Origin of the sequence: Aeromonas sp. R2-4, from assembly GCF_040908365.1 — a bacterium.
Lineage (GTDB): Bacteria > Pseudomonadota > Gammaproteobacteria > Enterobacterales > Aeromonadaceae > Aeromonas > Aeromonas veronii.
The window spans coordinates 97,314-118,857 of the sequence record NZ_JBFODO010000054.1 but is presented as its reverse complement, the minus strand read 5'-3'; the positions used below and the strand labels follow the sequence as shown (position 1 = coordinate 118,857).

Sequence of the window (21,544 nt, the reverse complement as noted above, 5' to 3'; positions counted from 1 at the left end):
AACCGACAGCAAATCAGACGGTGGACTCTTCGCCGTCCAGACTCACTTCGTGATCGCTGTTGAACACATGCATGTCGGTCTCGCCCATCAGGCGGCTGGTGACCGTCCCTGCGGTGATGGAGCCGGAAACGTTGAGCGCGGTACGGCCCATGTCGATCAGCGGCTCGATGGAGATGAGCAGACCGGCCAGCGCCACCGGGAAGTCCAGCGCGGAGAGCACGATCAGCGCGGCAAAGGTGGCGCCACCGCCAATGCCGGCCACCCCGAAGGAGCTGACGGTGATGATGGCGATCAGGGTCATGATAAAGCCGGGATCCATCGGGTTGACCCCGACGGTCGGGGCAATCATCACGGCCAGCATGGCCGGATAGATACCGGCACAGCCGTTCTGGCCGATGGTGGAACCAAAGGAGGCGGCGAAGTTGGCGATCCCCTCAGGAATACCCAGCGACTTGGTCTGGGTCTGCACGTTCATCGGGATGGAGCCCGCACTGGTGCGCGAGGTGAAGGCAAACGCCAGCACCGGCGTGATCTTCTTGAGGAAGCGCAGCGGGTTGATGCCGACCATGCTCACCAGCAGCAGGTGCACGACAAACATGATGGCGATGGCGCCGTAAGAGGCCATCACAAAGCTGAGCAGGTTAAGAATATCCGCATAGTTGGAGCCGGAGACCACCTTGGTCATCAGCGCCAGTACGCCGAACGGGGTCAGGCGCAGCACCAGAGTCACCATTCGCATTACGATGGCATGAGCCACGGCCACGAAGTGGCTGAAGCTGGCGAAGATCTCCGGCTTCTTGCGGGCGATGCCGGTAGCGGAGAGGCCAATGAAGATGGAGAAGATCACCACGGCGATGGTGGAGGTCTTGCGCGCCCCGGTCATGTCGAGGAAGGGGTTGGCAGGAATGAACTCCAGCATCATCTTGGCGAAAGACATGCTCTCGACGCTGCCGAGGGTGGTCTGCAGCGCGGCACCACGGGCGCTTTCGGCGGCACCGGAGGTGAGCCCTTCAGCGGTCAGGCCAAACAAGTTGGACATCAGGATGCCCGCCCCGGCGGCGATGGCGGTGGTGAAGATCAGCACGCCTATGGTCATGGCGCTGATCTTGCCCAGCGCAGTGCCGCCATTGAGCTTCAAGATAGCGCTGATGATGGAGACCATGATCAGCGGGATGATGATCATCTGCAGCAGCTTCACATAGCCGCTACCCACGATATCCAGATAGTCGATGGTCTGAACAATGACGGGCGAACCTGCGCCGTAAAGCAGTTGCAACGCGGCGCCGAACAGAATACCGAGCCCCAGACCGGCAAATACCCGGCGGGTGAAGCTCACATGTTTTTCCTGTAACCGGTAGAGAAAGAACAGCAAGATGGCGGCGATGGCCAGATTGCCGATAACGCTAAATGTCATGGTATGACTCCCCAAAAAGCGGGCTTGGGCCCGAGAAACAAGAGCAAGCGCCATGCTTGCCCTGGCAACCGTGTCAGACGGTCTGCGCCGTCGTGACAAGAACAAGGGGGTCTATCGCCCCCTTGTCACAGATTCACTGCTTCTGCTGTTTCGCTCGCATGATGTTGATGATTTCGATGTCGGTATCCAGCATCCCCTCTTTGGAGAGGCGGCCCAGATTGGCGATGGTCTGGTCCACATCGTCGGAGACGATCCCCTCGCTCTGGGGGACATGCAGGTTGTTGATAGCCATCAGCGAAGACTTAACCGCCGCCGAGGTGGAAGTGGAGACCTTCATGGAGCAGGCGCTGCCCGCGCCGTCGCAGATGATGCCGGAGACATCGCCAATCATGTTGTTGATGCAGTGGCTGATCTGCTGATACTGGCCGCCCAGCAGCCAGGTGATGGCGGCACCGGCCCCCATGGCGGCGGTACTGGCGGCGCAGAGGGCCGACAGCTTGTTCTGATAGGTCTTGATGTAGATGGCCACCAGATGGCTCATCACCAACGCTCGGGTCAGCTGCTCGTCGCTCGCCTTGAGGAAGCGGGCAGCCGCGACCACCGGCATGGTGGCGGCAATGCCCTGATTGCCGGAACCGGAGTTGGACATGGCGGGCAGCATGGCGCCATCCATCCGTGCATCGGAGGCGGCGGAGGAGAGGCGCATCGCCAGGGTCATCAGGTCATCGGAGAGCAGCTTGCGCTCCACCTGCTCGGTGAGGATCTTGCCGATCTTCAGGCCGTAACCCTGCAACCCTTCGTCCGCCAGCGCCTGATTCATGGTGGCGGCCTCGCGGATAAAGTCGATCTCCGCCAGCGGCACTTCCAATGCAAAATCGACGATCTCCCGCAGGGTCATGGCCGGTTTGGCGGATTTGGCTGGCTGGATCTGCACGCCGGGGGCACTGGCCTGCTCCATCAGCACCTCGCCATCCTTCTCCATCAGGATGATGCGGGTGTGGTCGGTGCAGATCACCACCCGGGCACTGTGGCCTTCAACTTCGGCCAGCACCTCGGCGTAGAGCACATCCGGTACATCCTTCACATCCACCTTGATCACCGGCAGCAGCGCCTTGGCCGCTTCTACCTGTTCTGGTGTGAGGGTCTTGAGCACCTCCAGCCCGGCATCGGGATTGCCCCCTGTTATACCGACCGCAGCGGCTACCGGCAGGCCGATCATGCCGGTGCCCGGTACTCCGACCCCCATGCCGTTCTTGAACAGATTGCCACTGACCCAAACGCTGATGCGAGTCGGGGTCTCCCCCAGCAACTTGCGGCAGTTGGCCGCTGCCAGCGCCACCGACATCGGCTCGGTACAGCCCAGGGCCGGCACCACTTCACGCTTGAGCAGGGTAATAAAGTCGGTCCATTGTGCTTTCATCGCAGTGTTTCTCATGTTCAGAGTGCCCGCAGGCAGTTATTGCTTGTTCAGATCCGCCTTGTGATTACGGATATGCAGATAAACAGTATGACGGGAGATGCCGAGCATCCGGGCAACCAGCTGGGCCGCCTCCTTGATCTCGAAGATCCCCATGTCGAAGAGCCGGATCACTATCTCCTTGTTGCGCACCGTGCAGGAGAGCGAATCGTCCCGATCCACCTTCTCAATCACCTGGGTCACCAGATCGTCCACCGAGCTGGCAAAAGTCTCGTTGTTGAGCGGCGCTGGTGCCGCTGGCAACGCAAAGGTATCGAGCAGGCTGCCAAGGGAGGTATCCAGACTGAAGTTCACGCAGAGCATGCCGATGGGCTTGCCCTGCCGGTTGCTGATAGTGATGGAGGATGACTTCATCAGCGTCCCGTCGCGGGTACGGCTGAAGTAGCTGCTCCACTGGCTGCCCGCCTCCCCCTGCAAGCGGTTGAGGGCAAAGTCGGTGACCGGCGCGCCCTCCCGACGACCGGTGACATGGCCGTTGGCAATCTTGATAACCGATGCATCCAGCGTATCGAACGCATGCAACACCACCTCGCACCCTGCGCCAAACAGCGCGGCCAGCGCCTCGACCGCGGGCTCGAAACTGGCGATCAGATGACGTTCTTCATCCGTTAACGAATTGATCTGGTCAGTGGTGGCTGCTGTGGACATATATGAGTAACTTTGAGTAAACCGCAGTTGATTCTACTATCAACAAGATCAACTAATGTTGAGCGGCATCCCCTTTTTGCTCGCCATTATGCCCACCTTTTAACAAAGTGCGACAAATTGTGAAGCGGCGCACAGCAGGGCGGCAACTCAGAGGTGATAGCGGGCCAGCAGCTGCTTGTAGGCGGGAGTCTGTTTGAACGCCTTGAGGGCAGAGGAGAAGCGGATAGCCAGCTGGTCGTGGCCGGGCTTGTGGGTAAACGCGAGGAAGTTGCGGTTGTCGTCGGTCAGCAGGCGCGAGCCGTGGTTCACCTGATCCTGCAACCCCTGGGTATGCAGCAAGTAGCGACCGACCCGCTCGTTGAGCACCACCCCGTCCAGCCGACCTGCCATCATCAGATGCAGCTGTTTGATGGCATTCCCCTCCCCCGTCATCGGCATCCGGATCACCCCGGGATCGGTCAGAAAATCGGGGCTGTAGGCATAATCTTCCTGAATACCTATCCGCAGACCCTTGAGGTCGGAGAGCTGTTTGAAATCCACCGGACGGGCCGATGGATAGAAGAGCACTTCTCCACTGTAAGAGAGCGGCTCTTCGGGATAGTGGAGCCAATGCTGGCGGGAAGGTTCAAAGAAGACATCGAGCACCGCATCCCCCTGCCTGAGACGGGCCTGCTGCAGAACCCGCTTCCAGGGCAGCACCCTGATTTCAGTGCGATAACCCATCTGGCGCAACACGGTACAGGCCAGATCGAGATCGGCGCCAGCCAGCTCGCCATTGTCACCACGCATCACATAAGGGGGCCACAGCTCGGTCAGCAGCGTCAGAGTCGGCGGCTCGTCCGCCGCTACGGCCGAACCAGCACCAAACAGGAAGGCCAGTAGCCAGCCGTACCACCCGATCCTTCGCCAACCCTGACACCACATCATGGAGATCCCTCATGGTCCGTATGGATTGAGGATATACAAGGGATGAGCAATAAAAAAGGAGGCCGAAGCCTCCTTGATATCCAGTCTCTGAGTGGCACTTACAGTGCTTTCAGGATTGCCTCGACGCTGGCCTTGGCATCGCCAAACAGCATCTGGGTATTTTCCTTGAAGAACAGCGGGTTCTGGACACCGGCGTAGCCAGTATTCATGGAACGCTTGAAACCGATGACGTTCTGCGCTTTCCACACTTCCAGCACCGGCATACCGGCGATCGGGCTGCCCGGATCTTCCATCGCGGCCGGGTTGACGGTGTCGTTGGCACCAATCACCAACACGGTATCGGTATCGGCGAAGTCGTCGTTGATCTCGTCCATTTCCAGCACGATGTCATACGGCACTTTCGCTTCCGCCAGCAGCACGTTCATGTGGCCAGGCAGACGACCGGCCACCGGGTGGATACCGAAGCGCACCTTGACGCCACGATCACGCAGCTTCTGGGTGATTTCAGCCACCGGATACTGGGCCTGCGCCACCGCCATGCCGTAGCCCGGGGTGATGATGACGGAGCTGGAGTTCTTCAGCAGGTCAGCCACTTCCTCGGCGCTGGTTTCGCGGTATTCGCCCATCTCCTGATCAGCCGTGGAGGCCACGCCGTCGGAGCCGAAGCCACCGGCGATCACGGAGATGAAGGAGCGGTTCATCGCCTTGCACATGATGTAAGAGAGGATCGCACCGGAGGAACCTACCAGAGCACCGGTGACGATCAGCAGGTCGTTGGAGAGCATGAAGCCCGCCGCCGCTGCCGCCCAACCGGAGTAGGAGTTGAGCATGGAGACCACGACCGGCATGTCTGCGCCACCGATGGAGGCAACCAGATGCCAGCCGAAGGCGAAGGCGATCAGGGTCATCACCAGCAGGGCGAAGGTAGAGCCGCCCGCGTTGACGAAGTAGACCATCAGCGCCAGAGAGGCGACCACGGCCAGCAGGTTCAGCTTGTGGCGGTGCGGCAGCATCAGCGGCTTGGAGGAGATGAGACCACGCAGTTTGCCGAAGGCAACCACGGAACCGGTGAAGGTTACGGCACCGATGAAGACGCCCAGGAAGATCTCGACCAGATGGATGTTCAGCATAGCGCCGGTCAGGTGCTCGACCTGGGCAACGCTGTTGGCCTGCTCGAACGCCGCACGGGCGGCTGCCAGGGTGGCATCCAGATTGGAACCGACGGAGACGACAACCTCAGCAGGTGCAGAAGGGTGCAGATCGATGAAGCTGTTGAAGCCCACCAGCACTGCCGCCATACCCACGAAGCTGTGCAGCACGGCCACCAGCTCGGGCATCTCGGTCATTTCGACCTTGAGTGCCAGACGCACGCCGATGGCACCGCCGATCACCATGGCCAGGATAATCCAGTGAACGCCACTGGTCTCCGGGTTGAATACGGTGGCGAGCAGGGCGATAGCCATACCCGCAATACCGAACAGGTTGCCATGCTTGGCCGTTTCTTGCTTCGACAGTCCCGCGAGACTGAGGATGAAGAGCACGGCGGCAACGATATAGGATGCTGTTACCAGTCCTTGAGACACGTTAAACCCCCTTAATCCTTACGGAACATCTTCAGCATGCGCTGAGTGACGGTGAAGCCGCCGAAGATGTTGATACTGGCAATCAGCACGGCGATGAACGCCAGCGCGGTGACCAGGGTCGACCCTTGCCCGATCTGCAGCAGGGCACCGACCACGATAATGCCGGAGATGGCATTAGTGACCGACATCAGCGGCGTGTGCAGGGCGTGAGAGACGTTCCACACCACGTAGTAACCGACCACACAGGCCAGGATGAATACGGTGAAGTGGGAGAGGAAGGCTGCCGGGGCAACGGAGGCGATCCAGCCGAAGGCGGCGATGCCGAGGGCACCGAACACGAACTTCTTGTTGGAAGGCTTGGCCTCTTCCTTCTTGGCTGCCGGTTTGGCGGCGGCCGGTTTCTGCGGGGCAGCAGAGACGGAGATGGCGGGCGGCGGGAAGGTCACTTCACCGGCCTGGATCACCGTCATGTTGCGCTGAACCACGTCTTCGAAGTCGATGGCAACGTTGCCGTCCTTCTCCTTGCACATCAGCTTCATCAGGTTGACCAGGTTGGTACCGTAGAGCTGGGAGGATTGGGCAGGCAGACGACCCGGCAGATCGGTGTAACCAATCACCTTGACGCCGTTGTCGGTGACATGCAGCTCACCCGGCACTGTGTATTCACAGTTACCGCCAGCCTGAGCGGCCATGTCCACGATGACAGAGCCCGGCTTCATGCTGTCGACCATCTCTTTGGTGATCAGCTTGGGAGCCGGCTTGCCCGGGATCAGGGCGGTGGTGATGATGATGTCCACCTCTTTGGCCTGCTGGGCGAACAGCTCCATCTCGGCCTTGATGAACTCATCGGACATGACTTTGGCGTAACCATCGCTGGATGCACCGTCTTCGCCACCGAAGTCCAGCTTGAGGAATTCCCCACCCATGGATTCGATCTGCTCGGCCACTTCCAGACGGGTATCGAACGCACGCACGATGGCACCGAGGGAACCGGCCGTACCGATGGCAGCCAGACCGGCAACACCGGCACCGATCACCAGTACCTTGGCAGGCGGCACTTTACCGGCTGCGGTGATTTGACCGGTGAAGAAGCGACCGAACTGGTGCGCAGCTTCAACCACGGCGCGATAGCCACCGATGTTGGCCATGGAGGAGAGGGCATCGAGGGACTGGGCACGGGAGATCCGCGGCACCATATCCATCGCCATTACATTGATGTTGCGCTCGGACAGCTTCTTGACCAGCTCGGGGTTCTGGGCAGGCCAGATGAAGCTAATCAGAGTGGCGCCATCTTTAATTTGTGCGATCTCGGCATCGGTCGGCGCATTGACCTTGAAGATAAGGTCGGCTTGCCAGACATTCGGCACCACGCTGGCACCGGCAGCCTCGAAGGCGGCATCATCGAAGCTGGCCGACAGGCCTGCGCCGGTCTCGATGGCGACCTCGAAGCCGAGCTTTTTCAGCTGCTCGACGGTAGCCGGGGTCGCTGCGACCCGGGTCTCACCGGCGAGACTCTCTCTCGGTATTCCAATCTGCATGACTATTCCCTGATGGTTAATAAACAATCGCTGCCCAGTGTCTCACTTCTGACGAAACAAGACATGACCAAAGTGCAGGTCCAGGGCTCTTTGTTATGAAAATCAGTAGGCTTTACCTCAACCTCCTGTCATGGTCAGGCCCCCGCTTTTCAGGCGCGAAGGTGATTAGTATCAAATTTTGGAGTTTTATTACAACCGCAGTCCCGACGGCACTCGTACAGAATTCAGCCCATCCCTGGCTACGATTAAAAAAAACAAACCAAATTAGAGGCTTATACCAGTAAAAACGGCTGAAAAAAGTGATCCAACCAGTCAAAAAAAATGTTTTACCGGCCCTCTATCTTAGCGTTTTTTGTTCTTACGAAATCCGCTTTCGTCTCACTTCTCGCAGCGAAACGCCGAAAAGTAACATTTTCCCAACAAAAGCGGGGCCGCTCAGCCGCCAGATAGCGGGAGAGGGCCCCGGCAATTCAATCGTTTCGCCCGTTTGGCACCGATTGGCGGCCCTTACCAGGCCGCTTCATAAATATGCTGGCTCTGCACCAGATCGATATCGCCGTGCTCGCCCAGACGTGTCATACCGTGCTCACCCAGCTTGCCGATCAGGGTGTCGATACCCAGATCTTTCAGACCGTAGTCGCGCAGCCGGGTCTTGACCCCCATCCGCTCGAAGAAGTCGCGGGTCGCGGCGATGGCATCGTCGATGCGCTCCGCTTCGCTGCCGCTGTTCAGACCCCACACCCGCTCTGCGTATTGCAGCAGCTTGGCATGCTTCTGTTTGCGCTTGGCCTGCAGCAGGGCGGGCAGCACCACCGCCAGAGTTTGGGCGTGGTCGAGGCCGTGCAGGGCAGTCAGCTCGTGACCCAGCATGTGGGTGGCCCAATCCTGCGGCACACCGGCGCCGATCAGGCCGTTCAACGCCATGGTGGCGCTCCACATGATGTTGGCGCGCACCTCGTAGTTGTGCGGCTCGGCCAGCGCCTTGGGGCCCTCTTCGATCAGGGTCAGCAGCAAGCCTTCAGCGAAGCGATCCTGCACCTTGGCATTGACCGGATAGGTGAGGTACTGCTCCACGATGTGAACAAAGGCATCTACCACCCCGTTCGCCACCTGACGCTCGGGCAGGGTGTAGGTGAGCACCGGATCGAGCACGGCGAAGCGCGGCATCACGAACGGCGAGAAGAAGTGCACCTTGTCGCCACTGCTGCGACGGGTGATGACGGCGCCCATGTTCATTTCGGAACCGGTCGCCGGCAGGGTCAGCACTGAGCCGAGCGGGATGGCGGAACGCACTTCGCTGCCGACGGTCTCGAGAATGTGCCAGGGATCCTTGGCCAGATCGTAGTGCGCGGCAGCGGCGATAAACTTGGTGCCATCGAGCACGGAACCACCGCCAACGGCGAGCAGGAAGTCGACCCGCTCGGCACGGGCCAGCTCCACGGCGCCCATCAGGGTCTCGTAGGCCGGGTTCGGCTCGATGCCGCCAAATTCAAACAGGGTCATGCCAGCCAGCTCGTTGCGGATCTGCTCCAGCAAGCCGCTGCGTACCACGCTGCCGCCGCCATAGGTGATCATGACGCGGGCATCGCTCGGGAGCTGCTCGCGCAACTGGGCGATCTGCCCTTGGCCGAACAGGATTTTGGTCGGGGTATGGAGAGTAAAGTTGTTCATCGACATTGCCTTCTTCTGATAGTCAGGGCGGCCTGGCCGCGAAATCGTGATTGCATTTTTCTCCAGAACCAGACTACCATCAAGACAACATCCTGCTTGATTCTTGCCTATTTCTACAAAGCAGCGAAAACCAGAACTGTCGAATCAAAGAGCCCCCATGCAAAACCGTTACAGCGACCTCGCAACCAGATTGACCCGCCACGTCACCGCCCCCGGCATCACCCCATCACCGGTGAAACAGGTCAACCTCATCTATACCACCGAACACCATGGCCGCACCCCGGTGCTCTACCAACCGCGGATGATCGTAATCCTGCAGGGGCACAAGGTGGGTTATCTGGCGGATCAGGTGTTTCGCTACGACCCCAACCACTATCTGCTGATGACCCTGCCGCTGCCCTGCGAGTGCGAGTGCTTCGCCTCCCCCGAGCAGCCGCTTATCGGTTTTACCATCGAGATCGATCTGGTAACCCTGCAAGAGCTGCTGCTGGAGCTGGGCGATGCCCTGCCCGCCCCCGCGCCACAAAAGAGCGGCGTCCACTCGGTCCCCCTGTCGGAAACCATGTTCTGCGCTGCCGAGCGACTGATCGAGCTGATGGACAACCCGCTGCACGCCAGGGTGCTGGGGCCTCAGACGGTGCGGGAAATGCTGTTCCACGCTCTCACCGAGGGGGGCGGCCCGGCGCTGCAAGCGCTCGCCAATCGCCACAACCATGTGGGCCAGATCGCCAGGGTGCTGCGTATGATAGAGTCCCGTTATGCCGACAACCTCACCATGGAGGAGCTGGCGCGGGAGGTGAACATGAGCGTCTCCGCCTTTCACCACCACTTCAAGGCGGTCACCGCTACCTCGCCGCTGCAGTACATCAAGTCGTTTCGCCTGCACAAGGCGCGGATGATGATGCTGCACGACGGTATCAAGGCGGGCACCGCGGCGGCCAGAGTCGGTTACGAGAGCAACTCCCAGTTCAGCCGGGAGTACAAGCGCTTCTTCGGCAGCACGCCGACGGATCAGGCCTCCCGCTTCCGGGATGGCCAGCTGCGCATCATCGAGGGATAACAAGAGAGGGATTACTTATGCGTTCACTGCTTTGCCTGTTCACCGCTTTACTGCTGACGGCCTGTACCGGGATTGCCGATGGCATTCGCCCCGTTACCGGCTTCCAGCTCGATCGTTATCTCGGTACCTGGTACGAAATCGCCCGCCTCGACCACAGCTTCGAACGGGGGCTGGAGCAGGTGAGCGCCACCTACAGCCTGCGGGACGATGGCGGCGTCAAGGTGCTCAACCGCGGCAAGCAGAGCGATGGCAGCTGGCGCGAAGCCGAGGGCAAGGCCTACTTCGTCGGCAACCCGGACGAGGCGCGGCTCAAGGTGAGTTTCTTCGGCCCCTTCTACGGCGGCTACAACGTCATCGACCTCGATCCCGATTACCAGCTCTCGCTGGTGACCAGCTACAACCACGACTACCTCTGGATCCTCGCCCGCTCACCCAACCCGCCCAAGGCGAAGGTGGATGCGCTGGTCGCCAAGGCGAAGTCGCTGGGCTTTGCCACCGACCAGCTGATTTGGGTCAAGCAGACCCCTTAAGCCAGTCGTAAAATAACAAAGGGCAGCCCGCGGGCTGCCCTTTCTGTTGCTGGCATGGCGGGATGATCAGAGCCGGAAGCGGCCGATCTCCTGCTCCAGCCGCTCGGTCAGCGACTTGAGTTCGGCCGCCTGCGCCGCCTCGTTGCCCGCCTGCTCGGCCAGCTCTTGCGAGACGTGGCGGATATTTTCGGTATTGCGGCTGATCTCGCCGGTCACCGAGGTCTGCTCCTCGGCCGCCGCCGCGATCTGGGTCGCCATGTCGCTGATGGAGCCGATCGCCTCGTTGATCCGGGCAAGGCTCTGGTTGGCCGCTTCCGCATCCTCGACGCTGGTACCCGCCAGCTGACGGCTGGTCTCCATGCCACCCACGGCGCGACGGGTGGTCTGCTGCAGGGTCTCGATCATCTGCTGGATCTCGTCGGTGGAGTCGTGGGTACGGCGCGACAGCACCCGCACCTCGTCCGCCACTACCGCGAAGCCGCGGCCCTGCTCACCGGCCCGGGCCGCCTCGATGGCGGCGTTGAGCGCCAGCAGGTTGGTCTGCTCGGCGATGCCGCTGATGGTCGCCAGAATGCCGCTGATCTTCTGGGCATGGCTGTCGAGCTCATTGATGATTTGGCTGGCATCGGCCACTTCGTCCGCCAAACCGGTAATGCTGCGCTGACTCTGGCCAACCTGGGATTGACCGGCGACCGCCAGTGCGACCGCATCGGTGGCGGTGGTGGCGGCAAACTCGGCGTTGCCGGCGATCTCCTGGGTAGCGGAAGCCATCTCGGTCACCGCGGTCGCCACCATCACGATCTCGTCCTGCTGCTGGCGTACCCGCTGACTGCGGGCCTGCGCCCCGGCCGCCTGGGCGCGAGACTGTGCCGCCAGCTCGACGGTCACATCCCGCAACCGGCTGACGATGCCGTGCAGCCGCGCCACGAACTGGTTGAAGTTCTGGGCCAGCTGACCCACCTCATCCTTGCTGTGGGTGTTGATGTGAACGGTGAGATCCCCCTCGCCGTGGGCAATGTCGTGCAGGGCGTGCGCGACCCGACCGAGATCGGCGAACAGGTATTTGAAGGTAGCGGTGAGCAGGGCACTGAACACCAGCATCAGCACCAGGGTCAACCCCACCAGCTCCCACAGCAGACTGCTGAGCGGCGCCTCCAGCACATCGCGATACATCACCATGGCCAGCAGCCAGTCGGTGCCCGGTACCGGTTGTACCGCCAGCAGCACGTCGCGCCCGTCGAGGGTGGCGGCGTGCAGCTCGCTGTTTTCGCGGCCCCACTGCTGGAAGGTGGCGGCAGAGAGCCCCGGCGCCAGCTCGGCGATGGGCTTGAGCGCCAGCTCCTTCTGCGGATGGCCGACGATGAGGCCACTGCTGTCGAGCAGCATGGCGTAGCCCTCACCCTGCACCTTCATCGCCAGCACTTCGTCGATCAGCTTGTCGAGCGCCAGGTTGGCCCCCACGGCACCGACCAGCTCCCCCTGATGGCGCACCGGCTCGGAGAGGGTGACCACCAGCTTCTGCATGGTGACGCTGACATAGGGGGCGGTGACGATCAGCTGCCCCGCCTTCACCGCATCCTGATACCAGGGGCGCTCGCGCGGGTCATAGTTGCCGGTGTTGAGGGAGGGATCCTGCCGGGTCATCACCCCCTGCGCGGAGCCAAAATAGGTGAGGCCGAACCCACCGGAGGTGTAGGCCTGCTTCAGGTGGGGCACCAGCTCGGCTTGGGGGTTATCGCTGATCAGATTGACCAGCGCATGGACGGTGTTCTTGCGATCCGTCATCCATTCGCCGATGGCGACCGAGTAGGCGTGGCCATAGTTGACCGCCTCGCTCTGGATGGCGCTCATGGTGCGGGATTTTAGGGTGTGAAAGGCAACGATACCGAGCAGTGATGCCATCAGCAGCACTACGCCAAGACTGGTGGCCAGCAGCTTGCCGCGCAGAGAGAGGGTCATGACGACGAATCCTTGTTGTTGTGTCAGGCAGGGAAAACCCTGATGTATCAAAGGCTATCGGCCGCAATATGAACAGACTTTAGTGAATCTGTATATTTTCCCATCTATCAACAACAGAACGCGCTATTCGTGTGAACCAGATCGCTATTCCATGCTACTGACTCTTGTAACAACAAAGCAGCAGGCCGCCCGAAGGCGACCTGTCACTTACCCCTGATATGCACCGGCGGAGTAGGTCAGCTCATAGCTGTGGCTGTAGATCTCGACGATATTGCCGAAGGGATCTTCCATGTAGACCATGCGGTAGGGTTTCTCGCCCGGGTAGTACTCACGCACCGGCATCCGCTGCTTGCCGCCCGCCGCGACGATGCGCGCCGCCAGCCCCTCGACATCCGGATCCTGCACGCTGAAGTGGAACACTCCGGTCTTCCAGAATTCGAAGTTGTTCTCACGGCGCTCGCTGTTGGGGAACTCGAACAGCTCGATGCCGATCTTGTCGCCGGTAGAGAGGTGGGCGATGCGAAAAGAACCCCAGCCCGGACCGAACACGTCGTTGCACATCACGCCGATGGCGGAGTCATCCTCGGTGATGGTGGTCGCCGGCATGATGAGATACCAGCCCATCACCTTGGTATAGAACTCGACCGCTTTGTCGAGGTCAGTCACCGTGATACCGATATGGGAGAAGTTGCGTGGATAGGTCATACGTCACCTTGAAATTGTGTGTGGAAAACAGGTGACATGATAGGAAGGGGCGACATAATGAAAAATAAGGTCAAACTAATGGAAGGCATAAATTAAATTTATGGTTAATCCACTCTGGCTCCACACCCTGGTGGTGGTGCATGAAACCGGCAGTTTTACCCGCGCCGCCGAGCGGCTGGATCTCACCCAGGCCGCCGTCAGTCAGCATATCTCGCGCCTCGAGGCCGAATTTGGCACCCTGCTGCTGCGCAAGCCTCGTCAGCTGGAGCTCACTCCGCGCGGGCTGGTGCTGCTCGACTTCGCCCGCCAGCAGGCGCAGGCCGCCGAACAGCTGCGGGCGCGCCTCTCTGACGATGACCCTCACCGCGGCGCCATCACCCTGTCCACCCCCGGCAGCATCGGCCTGCTGCTCTATCCCCTGCTGCTCGACCAGCAACAGGAGCACCCCGGACTCACCATCCAGCACCGCTTTGCCCCCACCCCCGACATAGTGCAGGCGATACTGGCAGGGCGCAGCGATCTGGGACTGGTGGATCAACCGCCGGAGCACCCCAGCATCGCCGCCGAGCCTTTCGCCCGCGAACCCCTCTGCCTGGTGGTGCCCAACAATGGCAAGGAGCCGAGCTGGCAGCACCTCTGTCAGCTCGGCTTTATCGACCACCCGGATGGCCGCAGTATGGCACAACGCCTGTTGGGACGACGCTACCCCGGCCAGCGCGTTGACGAGATCCCGCTGCGCGGCTTTACCAACCAGATCGGCCTGATCCTGGAGCCGGTCGCCCGTGGCCTCGGCTTTACCGTGCTGCCCCGCTTCGCCGTCACCGCCTTTGCCCAGCAGGAGAAGATCCGGGTGATCCAGAGCAGCATTGAAGTGATCGACACCCTCTGGCTGATCTACCGCGCAGAGTGGCCACTCCCCGCCCGCCACCAGCGGCTGGTCACCGTCCTGAAACAGCGGGTTGCTGCACATTGAACACTCTTGCGGCAGACATCGAGATCAATGTGGCCACAGTCACCGGACTGCTAACGGCAAGAAGGAGAAGAGAAAGGAGAGAGGGATAAATTGGCGAACGCCGGAAATGCGAAAGGCCAGCTCAATGAGCTGGCCTTTCTGAAAATGGCAGGGGCGGCAGGACTCGAACCCGCAACCATCGGTTTTGGAGACCGCTGTTCTACCAATTGGAACTACGCCCCTGCAACAAACGAGGCGTAGTATACAAAGTGGAGATCAAAGGTAAAGGCTTTTTTTACGCTTTCGATGCGATTGCACAAATCCCGAACAAGTCGCGCTTGTTTGTGCAGCAAAGCGGGATAACTTGCTGTATTTGCAGCCCTGCCGGGGTAGGAATGGAACATAAATGGGGGTAGGGTGAAATCAGGTACCGGGAGGCCACTTATGCTCAATTACCGACTGCTCCAACAACTGGCGCCCCTCAACTTCAGGGATGAACGCAAAACAGAGTCCCTGCCCGCCTATCTTGAACGGGTCGCGCCGCTGGTGCCCTTTATTCCTGAAAATGTGCTTTCCCAGTGGATTTACCGTCATTGGCGCGGTTTTGAGTCCAACTGGAGCTTTATCGATCTCGCCAACCATCAGTTCACCTGTGAAAGCTGGCCCACCGCGCAACTGGTGGATCAGGTGGACTCCCGCCATATGGAGGTGATCGAGCGCTGGGGGGAGATGCTGCGCAGCAACCGCTATGTGCGTCGCTCCTGGCTCGGCGAGAAGATGCTGAACGACGGCACCTGGCCCGAACCTGTCATCGTGCTGGTGCCGGAGGAGGGTGCCAGCTACCCGAACGGTCATCCCCTGCCCCGCCCCTATTGCCTGCTGGAAGGACACCACAGACTCGGTTATTTGCGCGCCATGGCCCGCGATGGGGAATCGCTGCAAGAGACGCACAGAGTGTGGATTTGTCGTCATGTTTCCGCCACTTAAACGTTTTTCATGCTGAAATTGGCACCGGAAATAAAATTTTGACAATTAAAAATGCGGCCCTATAATCTGTCCGGTTTTGAAAAAGGTCGGGACGAAACGATGCAGTTTTTGATTCAGAAAACAGCCTTGCAGACGGGTGGTGCGCACCAGAGCGGCCCCGTTGTTTCCGGTTCCCACCCCAACGATCCCCAGTTATTTTTAAAAAAAGCCCCTGTTTCAGGGGCTTTTTTTTGTGCCCGAAAAACCTCCAATGATGTCAAAGGGAATGCAGACGATGACCAATCCACTCTATAAGAAACATGTCATCTCCATTTCGGACCTGACCCGGTCAGAAATGGAACTGGTAGTCTCAACCGCACAACGGTTGAAGGCTGAACCTGACACCAGCCTGTTGAAAGACAAGCTGGTTGCCAGCTGCTTCTTCGAAGCCTCCACCCGCACCCGCCTCTCGTTCGAGACCGCGGTACAGCGCCTTGGCGGCAACATCATCGGCTTCGCCGATGGTGGCAACACCAGCGCCAAGAAAGGCGAGACGCTGGCTGACTCCATTAAGATCATCGGTTCCTACTCGGATGCGGTGGTGATGCGCCACCCGAAAGAGGGCGCGGCCCGTCTGGCCTCCGAGTTCTCCCGCGTGCCGGTCATCAACGGCGGCGACGGCTCCAACCAGCATCCGAGCCAGACCCTGCTCGACCTGTTCACCATCCATGAGACCCAGGGCCGTCTGGACAACCTCAACGTCGCCTTCGTCGGTGACCTGAAATATGGCCGCACCGTGCACTCGCTGGCCCAGGCCCTCAGCCTGTTCAACTGCCGCTTCTTCTTCATCTCCCCGGAAGCGCTGGCGATGCCGGACTACATCTGCGAAGAGCTGGAAGAGAAGGGTATCCAGTTCAGCGTCCACCAGACCATGGAAGAGGTGATGCCGGAGCTGGACATCCTCTACATGACCCGCGTCCAGAAAGAGCGCTTCGACGAGACCGAATACAAGCACATGGCCGCCAAGTTCATTCTGGAGCTGGCGACTCTGGAAGGGGCCAAGCCCACCATGAAGATCCTGCATCCCCTGCCCCGCGTCGACGAGATCGATGTGGCGGTCGACAAGACCCCCCACGCTTGCTACTTCCAGCAGGCGGAGAACGGGGTCTATGCACGCCAGGCGCTGCTGGCACTGGTACTGAACGAAACTGTCTGAGTTTAGGGGAATATCATGTCTGACAAGAACCAACTGCAAGTCGAAGCCATCCGTCACGGCTCCGTCATCGATCACATCCCCGCTGGCCAGGGCATCAAGATCCTCAAGCTGTTCCAGCTGGTCGAAACCCAGGAGCGGATCACCGTCGGCTTCAACCTGAAATCCGGCGCGCTGGGCAAGAAGGATCTCATCAAGATTGAGAACACCCGTCTGACCGAGCAACAAGCCAACCAGTTGGCGCTGTTCGCCCCGAAAGCGACCGTCAACATCATTGAAGACTTCAATGTGGTGAAGAAGCACCAGTTGGAGTTGCCGGAGTTCATTGCCGGGGTGTTCCACTGTCCCAACTCCAACTGCATCTCCCACAACGAGCCGGTGGACAGCTACTTCCGGGTGCGCGAAGTGAAAGGCGTGGTGCGGATGAAGTGCAAATATTGCGAGAAGTCCTTCACTCAGGACATCGTCAGCGAGCGTTACTGATATCTGATTGGGCCCCGCGGGGCCCATTTTTGAACCCTGTCACATCACCGAATTTCCAGTCAGCTATAATTTGCCATCGCAAGATGGTAATGCCCGCTCATTCCCTGCATATAGATGGATTATCAGTGTTTTTGCCTGATAACTGACTACTATGGCAAATATCGCGCGTTTACCTCCGGTCATCATCAAAGGAATTCGCCGTGGTCAAAACCCTCAGTCGTCCCGTTGCCCAAGAGCCCGATCTGGCCCAGCTGGATGCCTGTCGCCAGATCATCGGTCAGCACTGCTACAGCACCCAGGAAGAGATCCGCCGCGAGCTGTCGGAGCGCGGCTTTGCCGACATCAGCCAGTCCACCATCTCCCGCCTGTTGCGCCGCCTCGGCGTTGCCAAGGCGCAGAATGCCAACGGCAAGAAGGTCTACACCCTAGTCGATGAGCAGCTGGAGCCCGCCGGCAGTACCCGCTCGATCCACGACATGGTGCGCGAAGTGGTACACAACCAGCAGATGGTGCTGATCCACACCACTCCGGGGGCCGCCACCGTGGTGGCTCGCCTGCTGGATCGCAACGCCAATCCCGAGATCATGGGCGCCGTCGCGGGCAATGACGTGGTGCTGGTCGCGCCGCGCCACATCAGCCGCACCCGTCAGGCCCACGCCGCCGTAGTGCGTACACTGGCGCAGGCCCGCTAAGCTATTTCCCCTAAATACATCGAGGCGACCTGCGGGTCGCCTTTTTGTTACCTGCTACTTTGTGCCCATCACTTCTTGCGCCCATAAAAAACGGGAGCCCGCAGGCTCCCGTTTCATCTTGCTTGTTATCCCTCAGGAGAGCACGGCCCCCAGGCTCAGGCAGACCACGATCAACACGGTCAGGATACCGAGCAACGGAGCCACCCACTTCAGCCAGCGCACATAAGGCACCTTGGCGATGGCCAGACCGCCCATGACCACGGCGGAGGTCGGGGTCACCAGGTTCACCAGACCGGAGGCAGACTGGTAAGCAGTCACCACCAGATCGCGGCCCACGTTGGCGAAGTCGGCCAGCGGCGCCATGATCGGCATGGTCAGTACGGCCAGACCGGAGGAGGACGGCACCAGGAAGGAGAGCACCACTTCCAGCACGAACATCACGTTGATAAAGACGATGGTGGAGAGGCCGGTCACGATCCCTTCTGCACTGTGCAAAATGGTGTGAGTGATCATACCGTTATCCATTACCACCACGATACCGCGGGCGATACCGATGATCAGCGCCACACCCAGCAGGTCGCGAGCACCGTCGATAAAGTTGGAGGTCAACTCCTCCTCGCTCATGCGGGAGATGAGACCAACGATGATAGCGGCAGCCAGGAACACACCGGAGATCTGCGCCATCCACCAGCCCAGCACGGCCACACCATAGATCATCACGGCAAAGGCGGCGACGAAGATACCCAGCACGATTTTACGGGTCAGGGTGAACTCCAGCATCTGGTCGCTCTTGTTGCCGAGGAAGTGGGCACGGTTCTCTTCCCACTTGTCAGCCACCAGAGATTTGCTCGGATCGCTGCGCACCATCTTGGCGTAACGCATGACGTAGGCAACGCAGAGCAGCCAGCCAGCGACCAGCATGGCGACGCGCAGCCAGATACCGTCGGTGAAGGAGATACCGGCGGCGTTGGCCGCAATAACGGTGGCAAACGGGTTGATGGTGGAACCGAGAGTACCGATACCGGCCCCCAGCAATACGGTTGCCGCTGCCACCACAGGGTCGAAGCGGGCGGCCATCATCACCGGCACCAGCAGGGTGTAGAAAGGCAGCGACTCTTCGGCCATGCCGTAGATGGTGCCGCCTGCGGCGAACAGCGCCATCAAGATCGGGATCATCCACTCTTCACGGCCACGCAGACGGTCGGTCACACGTTCGATACCGGCATCGATGGCACCTGTCTTGGTCACAATGCCAAGAAAACCACCGATGATCAGGATAAAGAGGGAGACGTCGATGGCACCTGCCTCATAGGTGTCGTGGTTGTAGAGGCCATCGATAGGTGCCAGCAGCACGTCGACGATCCCCTGGGGATTCCCCTCCACCAGTTTGTAGGTACCCGCCACCGGCACTTCTTTGCCGAGGGCTTCGTTCATGGTCATCTCGTATTTGCCGGCCGGCACTATCCAGCTCAGGGCGGCCACCAGGGCGATCAGCACAAACAGTATCGTGTAGGCTGACGGGAACTTGAATTTGGTCATGGTCCAGCTTCCTTCTGTGGGTGTGGTATCCATGCAGGCTGCGGGTTGTAGGGTTAGAGGTATTATGCCGCTGTCACATGGTCGAAAAGCCGGGGGTCGCCCCCCGGCACCACTACTGCGACCTTAGTCGCCCAGCGTAGCAACCATCACTGCCTTGATGGTGTGCATCCGGTTTTCGGCCTCGTCGAACACGATGCTGTGCTCGGATTCGAACACGTCCTCGGTCACTTCCAGGCCTTTCATGCCATATTTGTCAGCAACTTCCTTGCCCATGGTGGTCTCGTCGTTGTGGAACGCCGGCAGGCAGTGCATGAACTTCACATCAGGATTCTTGGTGGCGTTGATGACATCCATGTTGACCTGATACGGGGTCATCAGTTTGACGCGCTGATCCCAGGCTTCTTTCGCTTCACCCATGGATACCCAGACGTCGGTGTAGAGGAAGTCCGCACCCAGCACACCCTCTTTCACATCTTCGGTCAGGGTGATGCGTGCGCCGGTCTCTTCGGCGATCAGGCGGCACTTGGCAACCAACTCCTCTTCCGGCCAGAAGGCTTTCGGCGCGACCAGACGGATGTCCATGCCCATTTTGGCGGCGCCGACCATCAGGGAGTTACCCATGTTGTTGCGGGCATCACCCAGGTAGGCGAACTTGATTTGATCCAGACGCTTGCCCTTGCCGTGCTCCAGCATGGTCATGAAATCGGCCAGGATCTGGGTCGGGTGGAATTCGTTGGTCAGGCCGTTCCAGACCGGAACACCGGCGTAGGCCCCCAGCTCTTCCACGATCTCCTGACCGTAGCCGCGGTATTCGATACCGTCATACATGCGGCCCAGTACACGGGCGGTGTCCTTCATGGACTCCTTGTGACCGATTTGGGAACCGCTTGGGCCAAGGTAGGAGACCTGAGCGCCCTGGTCGAAGGCCGCTACTTCAAACGCACAACGGGTACGGGTGGAGGTCTTCTCGAAAATCAGGGCGATGTTCTTGCCGACCAGATGCTTGCGCTCGTAGCCACCGTATTTGGCTTTCTTCAGGTCGATGGCCAGATCGATCATGTATTGGATTTCGCGCGGGGTGAAGTCCAGCAGTTTCAGGAAGTTACGGTTACGCAGATTAAAAGCCATGATGAGTTCTCTCTATATGTTTCAGACCAGTTAGGGCAGTAGTGTTGACTACGCATTCTCAGTACAGATATCGGTAATTACGCATGTACGGTGCGGGTGGCGACGATATTGGTGCCGGCTTCACCCTTGAGGATGGCGAGGCCATCTTCCAGCGAGCCGATGCCGACCATGCCGCCGGTCGCTTTGACAAATTCACAGGAGGCTTCGACTTTTGGTCCCATGGAACCTGCATCGAACTTGACCCCGGCCAGCTCGTCCGGGCTGGTGACTCGCAGCGGACGCTGGGTCGGTTTGCCCCAATCCAGATAGACGGCATCGGCATCGGTCAGGATCAGCAGGGCGTCGGCCTTGATCTGCTTGGCCAGATAGGCGGCAGACATGTCTTTGTCGATGACGGCTTCGATACCGGTCAGGCTCTGGCCATCCCAGGTCACCGGGATACCACCACCACCGGTACAGATGATGAGGTGGCCCTGGGCAATCAGGGTTTCGATGGCGTCGCCTTCGACGATGCGCTGGGGCAGCGGGGACGGCACTACGCGGCGGAAGAACTTGCCGTCAGCCTTGACCACCCAGTGCTTCTCTTCTGCCAGGGCGCGGGCTTCAGCCTCTTCGTAGACGGGGCCGATAAATTTGGTCGGGTTGGCGAATGCTGGATCCTCGGGATCGACCTGCACCTGAGTCAGCAGCGCGGTGACGTTGCGGCTCGGCATCAGGTTTTTCAGCTCCTGGATCAGCATGTAGCCGATCATGCCCTGAGACTCGGCACCCAGCACATCCAGCGGATAGGGGGATACCTTGGTGTAGGCGCTGTTTTGCAGGGCCAGCAGGCCGACTTGCGGGCCGTTGCCATGCACCAGCACCACGTTGTACTCCTGAGCGATCAGGGCGATGGTCTTGGCGGCAGTTGCGATGTTCTTGCGCTGGATATCCGCTTCCAGTGGCTCACCACGACGGAGCAGTGCATTGCCACCCAGAGCGACGACGACAGTTGGTTTTTTCATAGTGGTTAATCTCGAGTTTGGTTCTGTGTGGCGCCAGCCTCTGCCGGCGCCACGC

General features: G+C 59.9%; 20 protein-coding genes and 1 tRNA gene. 8 read left to right on the top strand and 13 right to left on the bottom strand.

Annotated elements, in window-relative coordinates; genetic code table 11:
- Positions 1 to 13 precede the first annotated feature (13 nt).
- The 7 genes from AB5Z05_RS20175 to yqhD form a co-directional block, all read right to left on the bottom strand.
- Positions 14 to 1,414, bottom strand: coding sequence for an L-cystine transporter (locus tag AB5Z05_RS20175; protein ID WP_005341918.1), 1,401 nt, complete (start codon positions 1,412 to 1,414; stop codon positions 14 to 16).
- Between the two features lie 133 nt (positions 1,415 to 1,547).
- Entirely contained in the window at positions 1,548 to 2,849 is a 1,302-nt protein-coding gene (locus AB5Z05_RS20170) for a serine dehydratase subunit alpha family protein (protein WP_041234985.1), read from the bottom strand.
- Positions 2,850 to 2,870: 21 nt separating this feature from the next.
- A complete protein-coding gene (locus AB5Z05_RS20165; protein WP_368152870.1) occupies positions 2,871 to 3,539 on the bottom strand; it encodes a transcriptional regulator in 669 nt (222 codons plus the stop codon).
- 147 nt (positions 3,540 to 3,686) lie between these two features.
- Positions 3,687 to 4,466: a substrate-binding periplasmic protein gene (locus tag AB5Z05_RS20160; RefSeq protein ID WP_368152869.1), complete on the bottom strand. Its 780-nt coding sequence runs from the start codon at positions 4,464 to 4,466 to the stop codon at positions 3,687 to 3,689.
- A gap of 98 nt (positions 4,467 to 4,564) precedes the next feature.
- Positions 4,565 to 6,049 carry a Re/Si-specific NAD(P)(+) transhydrogenase subunit beta gene (gene pntB / locus AB5Z05_RS20155; protein ID WP_005339759.1) on the bottom strand — a complete coding sequence of 495 codons (1,485 nt, stop codon included), beginning with the start codon at positions 6,047 to 6,049 and terminating at the stop codon, positions 4,565 to 4,567.
- An 11-nt stretch (positions 6,050 to 6,060) separates the two neighbouring features.
- Complete coding sequence (pntA, locus tag AB5Z05_RS20150; RefSeq protein ID WP_043823153.1) at positions 6,061 to 7,587, bottom strand: Re/Si-specific NAD(P)(+) transhydrogenase subunit alpha; 1,527 nt, start codon at positions 7,585 to 7,587, stop codon at positions 6,061 to 6,063.
- 507 nt (positions 7,588 to 8,094) lie between these two features.
- Positions 8,095 to 9,258 carry an alcohol dehydrogenase gene (gene yqhD / locus AB5Z05_RS20145; protein ID WP_040070066.1) on the bottom strand — a complete coding sequence of 388 codons (1,164 nt, stop codon included), beginning with the start codon at positions 9,256 to 9,258 and terminating at the stop codon, positions 8,095 to 8,097.
- A gap of 157 nt (positions 9,259 to 9,415) precedes the next feature.
- Between yqhD and AB5Z05_RS20140 the strand changes: the two genes are divergently transcribed.
- Entirely contained in the window at positions 9,416 to 10,318 is a 903-nt protein-coding gene (locus AB5Z05_RS20140; protein WP_005339751.1) for an AraC family transcriptional regulator, read from the top strand.
- A gap of 17 nt (positions 10,319 to 10,335) precedes the next feature.
- Entirely contained in the window at positions 10,336 to 10,848 is a 513-nt protein-coding gene (locus tag AB5Z05_RS20135) for a lipocalin family protein (RefSeq protein WP_164537341.1), read from the top strand.
- A gap of 66 nt (positions 10,849 to 10,914) precedes the next feature.
- Here the strand turns inward: AB5Z05_RS20135 and AB5Z05_RS20130 are convergent, their stop codons facing one another.
- Together AB5Z05_RS20130 and AB5Z05_RS20125 are read right to left on the bottom strand one after the other, a co-directional pair.
- Positions 10,915 to 12,807 carry a methyl-accepting chemotaxis protein gene (locus AB5Z05_RS20130; RefSeq protein WP_157161597.1) on the bottom strand — a complete coding sequence of 631 codons (1,893 nt, stop codon included), beginning with the start codon at positions 12,805 to 12,807 and terminating at the stop codon, positions 10,915 to 10,917.
- Between the two features lie 207 nt (positions 12,808 to 13,014).
- Entirely contained in the window at positions 13,015 to 13,512 is a 498-nt protein-coding gene (locus AB5Z05_RS20125; protein ID WP_005339743.1) for a lactoylglutathione lyase family protein, read from the bottom strand.
- A 100-nt stretch (positions 13,513 to 13,612) separates the two neighbouring features.
- On the opposite strand from AB5Z05_RS20125, the gene AB5Z05_RS20120 reads away from it, so the two are divergent.
- Complete coding sequence (locus tag AB5Z05_RS20120; RefSeq protein ID WP_368152868.1) at positions 13,613 to 14,485, top strand: LysR family transcriptional regulator; 873 nt, start codon at positions 13,613 to 13,615, stop codon at positions 14,483 to 14,485.
- A gap of 145 nt (positions 14,486 to 14,630) precedes the next feature.
- Here the strand turns inward: AB5Z05_RS20120 and AB5Z05_RS20115 are convergent.
- Positions 14,631 to 14,707 (bottom strand) — tRNA-Trp (locus AB5Z05_RS20115).
- A gap of 201 nt (positions 14,708 to 14,908) precedes the next feature.
- Here AB5Z05_RS20115 and AB5Z05_RS20110 point away from each other — a divergent pair.
- The 5 genes from AB5Z05_RS20110 (at position 14,909) to AB5Z05_RS20090 (ending at position 17,818) form a co-directional block, all read left to right on the top strand.
- On the top strand, positions 14,909 to 15,451 hold the full coding sequence (locus AB5Z05_RS20110) for a hypothetical protein (protein ID WP_113740326.1): 543 nt from the start codon (positions 14,909 to 14,911) through the stop codon (positions 15,449 to 15,451).
- 99 nt (positions 15,452 to 15,550) lie between these two features.
- Positions 15,551 to 15,745 (top strand): hypothetical protein, encoded by a 195-nt coding sequence (locus AB5Z05_RS20105; RefSeq protein WP_013724188.1) that lies wholly within the window; start codon positions 15,551 to 15,553, stop codon positions 15,743 to 15,745.
- The gene (gene pyrB, locus AB5Z05_RS20100) at positions 15,726 to 16,646 is read left to right on the top strand and encodes an aspartate carbamoyltransferase (RefSeq protein WP_005339735.1); all 921 of its coding nucleotides are present in this window, start codon (positions 15,726 to 15,728) and stop codon (positions 16,644 to 16,646) included. The genes AB5Z05_RS20105 and pyrB overlap by 20 nt, the downstream gene beginning before the upstream one ends.
- A 15-nt stretch (positions 16,647 to 16,661) precedes the next feature.
- Positions 16,662 to 17,126: an aspartate carbamoyltransferase regulatory subunit gene (gene pyrI / locus AB5Z05_RS20095; RefSeq protein ID WP_005339730.1), complete on the top strand. Its 465-nt coding sequence runs from the start codon at positions 16,662 to 16,664 to the stop codon at positions 17,124 to 17,126.
- Between the two features lie 200 nt (positions 17,127 to 17,326).
- Entirely contained in the window at positions 17,327 to 17,818 is a 492-nt protein-coding gene (locus AB5Z05_RS20090) for an arginine repressor (protein ID WP_005339728.1), read from the top strand.
- A 132-nt stretch (positions 17,819 to 17,950) separates the two neighbouring features.
- On the opposite strand, the gene AB5Z05_RS20085 is transcribed toward AB5Z05_RS20090, so the two are convergent.
- The 3 genes from AB5Z05_RS20085 to arcC all read right to left on the bottom strand — a co-directional run bounded on the left by AB5Z05_RS20085 (position 17,951) and on the right by arcC (position 21,489).
- Complete coding sequence (locus AB5Z05_RS20085) at positions 17,951 to 19,357, bottom strand: YfcC family protein (protein WP_005339725.1); 1,407 nt, start codon at positions 19,355 to 19,357, stop codon at positions 17,951 to 17,953.
- Positions 19,358 to 19,480: 123 nt separating this feature from the next.
- Entirely contained in the window at positions 19,481 to 20,485 is a 1,005-nt protein-coding gene (gene argF, locus AB5Z05_RS20080) for an ornithine carbamoyltransferase (protein WP_005339721.1), read from the bottom strand.
- A 77-nt stretch (positions 20,486 to 20,562) separates the two neighbouring features.
- On the bottom strand, positions 20,563 to 21,489 hold the full coding sequence (gene arcC / locus AB5Z05_RS20075) for a carbamate kinase (protein WP_368152867.1): 927 nt from the start codon (positions 21,487 to 21,489) through the stop codon (positions 20,563 to 20,565).
- Positions 21,490 to 21,544: the final 55 nt, after the last annotated feature.